The organism is Pseudomonas monteilii NBRC 103158 = DSM 14164 (genome assembly GCF_000730605.1).
GTDB lineage: Bacteria > Pseudomonadota > Gammaproteobacteria > Pseudomonadales > Pseudomonadaceae > Aquipseudomonas > Aquipseudomonas monteilii.
In genome coordinates, this window is sequence record NZ_BBIS01000092.1 from 1 (window position 1) to 4,268 (window position 4,268).

General features: G+C 49.7%; 4 protein-coding genes. All 4 read right to left on the minus strand.

What is annotated here, in order from left to right:
- A partial coding sequence (locus PM2_RS31445; RefSeq protein ID WP_042132633.1) for a hypothetical protein occupies positions 1-180 on the minus strand: 180 nt, incomplete at its 3' end.
- Positions 181-342: 162 nt separating this feature from the next.
- Positions 343-1,323 carry an IS5-like element IS1384 family transposase gene (locus PM2_RS29100; protein WP_010466230.1) on the minus strand — a complete coding sequence of 327 codons (981 nt, stop codon included), beginning with the start codon at positions 1,321-1,323 and terminating at the stop codon, positions 343-345.
- Between the two features lie 53 nt (positions 1,324-1,376).
- On the minus strand, positions 1,377-3,032 hold the full coding sequence (locus PM2_RS29105; protein WP_028700089.1) for a hypothetical protein: 1,656 nt from the start codon (positions 3,030-3,032) through the stop codon (positions 1,377-1,379).
- Positions 3,025-4,173, minus strand: coding sequence for a tyrosine-type recombinase/integrase (locus tag PM2_RS29110; protein WP_028700088.1), 1,149 nt, complete (start codon positions 4,171-4,173; stop codon positions 3,025-3,027). The genes PM2_RS29105 and PM2_RS29110 overlap by 8 nt, the downstream gene beginning before the upstream one ends.
- Between the last annotated feature and the right edge of the window lie 95 nt (positions 4,174-4,268).

Here is a 4,268-nt window from a genome sequence, read left to right on the forward strand (position 1 = left end):
TATGTTGGTTGGGGTGTTGTTAAAGTGCCAGGTGTCGTCGCCGAAGCGACTTAAAATAACTAACTCGCCGTCAATCACTACGGTGGATACTATTAGGCGGTTCTGGTAGTCAATCGAGGTTTTGCTGAAGTCTACTGGTTTGGGGGAAAATGTCTCGGCAGGGGGGGTAATAGATTTCATTATGCAATTACCTCTAGGGATGGTCTGAAGTAGCCATGTATTTCCCCGGCATACCACCTAGCGCAACTTTTAAACTCGCCAAATGATCAAAAAACAATCAATTCGACGAGTATTTCTTACGTTTTCGCCACCCGGACCCCACTCCGGTGGCCATTTCCCGCATTACAGGCGCACCTCTCCTGCATTCGTCAGTAAATGTCGGCGCGCCATCCACAGGTTCGACAGAGCGAACAGTGTCACCAGTTGCGCCGTGTTTTTGGCCAAGCCGCGAAAGCGCACCTTGGTGTAACCGAACTGGCGCTTGATTACCCGGAACGGATGCTCGACCTTGGCGCGCACCTGAGCCTTGGCCTTTTCAATCTTGCGCTTGGCTTTGTACAGCACGCTGCGCTTATCGAGTTTTTTGTAGGTGCTGCGGCGTGCCGCCACCTGCCAGATAACTTCACGTCCTTCATGCTCGGGCCGCTTTTCGACACCGGTGTAGCCTGCATCGGCGCAGACCACGTTTTCGTCGCCATGCAGCAATTTGTCCACCTGGGTGACATCCGCCACATTGGCCGCCGTGCCCACTACGCTGTGCACCAGACCCGATTCGTCATCGGCGCCGATGTGGGCCTTCATGCCAAAATAATACTGGTTTCCCTTCTTGGTCTGGTGCATTTCCGGGTCGCGCTTGCCGTCCTTGTTCTTGGTCGAACTGGGCGCATTGATCAGCGTTGCATCGACGATGGTGCCCTGGCGCAGCGACAGGCCGCGGTCGCCCAGATAGCCATTGATGACAGCGAGGATGCCGGCCGCCAGCTCGTGTTTCTCCAGCAAGCGGCGGAAGTTGAGAATGGTGGTTTCGTCGGGGATGCGCTCCAGGTTCAGCCCGGCAAACTGGCGCAGGATCGTGGTTTCGTACAGCGCTTCCTCCATCGCTGGATCGCTGTAGCCGAACCAGTTCTGCAGCAGATGCACACGCAGCATCGCCATCAACGGGTAGGCCGGACGGCCACCTTCACCTTTCGGATAATGTGGCTCGATCAAAGCAATCAAGCCCTTCCACGGCACCACCCGATCCATCTCGATCAGGAACAACTCCTTGCGGGTTTGCTTGCGCTTGCCAGCGTACTCGGCGTCGGCGAAGGTCATCTGCTTCATCGGGAAACTCGGTGGGTGGGGTCGCGGTATTTTGCCAAATCAGAAAGTCTTTTTCAGAGTTTCCCTAGGGTGGGGATTGTATCAGCGCTCCAAAATGGATGAGGGTTTTTTTGAGCTAGAGCTTTAGCTTCATCAATCTGGCGCTGCTTGAAAATACCTCGGCGGAGGCCTTCCGCGATTACATAATTATCAATGAGCCTGGGTATGTGGGAGAGTTCCTTTTCCCAGCGGTGCTTTGAGATTTTATTACGCTCACTGTATATTCGAAAGTAAAAGCTGAAAAGTTTGTAGAGATCATTGGCGGTAATTACAAAGTGCCTACATCTTAAACAGTTAAGAAATGAAGTGCAGATCACTTGTTTCTCGTTCGGAGTCGGGGTGTTGCTATCATTGGAGCACTTCGCAACGGGAGTTTGGTGATAGGTGGCTCCAATTGTTTTTGTCAGCAATTCGTTCACCAGGATTTCCCCCATAAACCGCCATTTCTTTTTGCTTTCCAGTGATGCTGCCAAATAGTTAGTATCTGTTACCCTGGCGGTATTTCCTAATGCGCTTGCGACCCCATAAATATCACCGTCTAGAATTTCATAAACCCGGTTCGCAAATGTCTTCCTGAAACGGCTGATATTTAGTCTGAGGGGGTCGCCATTTGCGTCGGTTAGTCCATGCGTTGACACTAGCTTTGTGGTCGCCGAGCTTATTGATTGGGGGGAAAGCCGCTTGGCAGTGCCCACGGTTTGATATTCTTGGCTATGATACAACCAAATGCAGTCATCGAATTCTGGATGCTGATTGCGAAGTAAGGCAGTTCTGAAAATGACTTGCCGTATTAAACGCTCGACACTGAACCTAATTGAAGTCGTTGACTCCGTTCCTCCTTCGCCATCCTTGTTGCTTTGTAGAATCACTTTGCTCGTATTGTGTCCGCGGTTCTTCCAGAGAGATAGAAAATATGTATTATCTTTAGGGTGCGGCTTGAGGCAGTCGGAGGTCATCTCACGTAGCGGTGTCGTGTTTCGCCCTGTGTGAAACGCAACTACCAACAAACAATAGCTAATCAGATCGCTTGTGAGTGGTTGGTGAAGATCCCAAATCGGAAGAATTGCTGCTCGCAGTGCTTTAATGGCTGCTTTTTTTTCTTTGTTGGTGAGTGGTGTCTCGCCCTGCTGAAGTTTGTTGCTGTTCGGGAAGGGGTTTGTTGGAAAGGTCTTGTCTTTTCCATGAGTAACAAGCTCTATGATGCCACGGCGTCCCAGTGGTACCAATAAGCACTTGACATGAGCGTAGTGATTACGGTGAGAGGTGATGGCCCCTCCGTGGCTTGAGAGGTGGCGAATGAACTCATCGAGAAACTGGCGATTGATATCTTGTGGTGTGAGGATGCTGTTTAGGGCTGTTGCTCGTAGCGCCGCAAAATCAAGCATCCTCGTAATTGAGGTGTAGACTGAGCATACTGTATATACTTCCAGTTCCTTGTCTTGTTTGGCAAAAAAACGAAGAATTTGGACGTGGCAGATATAGGTGATTGCATCAATTTTTCCGCCGTACCATTCCGCAAAGCTGAGGCTTGCCCGTTGGAAGGTGTTTGGCGGTATTTCCACAATCGGATTAGCAATGAGTTCCTGAATGCTTGGGTTCTTGAATTTGACGCTACCGTCTATCTCAGGAATGGATATGTCGGTAGTGCTGAATTTCTTTTTTCTACCCATCGGCTGATCCTATTTCATTCAGTTCATCGTCATACTGGAGTACAGCATTGTCGACGTAGTCATTCGCAAGGTGCAAATAGATTCTGGTTGTTTCTATAGAGCTGTGGCCAAGTTGACTGCTCAGATAGATTAGTGGGTCTAGATCCTGTCGGGACCGCTGCAAAGAAATCAACGTGTGGGTGGCGTAAGTGTGTCGCAGCATGTGTGGGTGTACATCCAACCCTATTTTTTTTCCGATGTCACGCACAATTTTTTCTAACCCTTTTCCTTCATTGGCGTAAGGCTGGCCATTTTGGTTCAGAAACAGTCTTCCGCTGTCGCCGGCACTAAGTGAGCATCTTTCGCCGCGATGCTGAGTAATGTATTGGTCAACTTGAACTAGGAATTTTCGACTCACGTATACATTTCTAACTGTACCTCTTTTAGTTTTCATCCCAAGCCCGTCAGATGGATCAAGGCGGAGGAAAATATTTCGAGTTTTTCCCAGGTCGCGCAATGCTTTTTTGATGTAATCAATAGGGATGGTGGCAAGCTCCATCCGGCGGAGACCCGTGCGCAGCGCAAAGCTTACGAGCATTCGGTGGTGTACGTTTTGAATGGAGCTAATGAGTGCTTTGATCTGGTCTATAGTTAAATATTTTGGAAGGGTTTTAATCTTGCGGGGCATCGCATCGTTAGCATTTACCTTGTTGCCGCGCGCGTCAACGTGAGCGAAGAACCCGCTTCCGGTCTTTGCGGATTTAACTTCGAAGTCATGGGGTAGGTTTGAAATCCATTTCCTGTTAAACGCATATTCATAGAATTTACATATGTAGTGCATTCGGTGTCTGACCGTGTTTCTCCCGTGATTGTGCTCAGTGAAGCAATAATCGCGATACGCGCTTAGTAGTGTCTTGGATTCCTCTCTATCGACGTCCCACCAGTCTAGATTGTGGGCCTGTAAAAATGAGAAGAAGTCGTAAAGAGCCTGGCCAGCTGCATTCAATGAATCACCTGAGGTAATTTCTGCTCGTGAAAGATGACTTCTGTAAAAGTCATTTACAGGGGTGCAGCTCTCCATCGTGTCCCATAGGAGAATTGGCATCCCGGCTACGGGACGGCCTGAGAGCTGATAATCCTCGGTTGCCCAGATCAGGTGCATGAGTAGGTCCTTTCGAGAGCAGATTTCGCGGGGGGCGGCTGGGGCTAGCCAGCTGAATGGGTGGGAATGAGGAGATGCTAGCACTTCACCTAAGG

Excerpts from the sequence above, each read along its gene's own strand:
- PM2_RS29105 (WP_028700089.1), bottom strand. The coding sequence starts at position 3,032 with ATGGGTAGAAAAAAGAAATTCAGCACTACCGACATATCCATTCCTGAG.
- PM2_RS29110 (WP_028700088.1), bottom strand. The coding sequence starts at position 4,173 with ATGCACCTGATCTGGGCAACCGAGGATTATCAGCTCTCAGGCCGTCCC.
- PM2_RS29100 (WP_010466230.1), bottom strand. The coding sequence starts at position 1,323 with ATGAAGCAGATGACCTTCGCCGACGCCGAGTACGCTGGCAAGCGCAAG.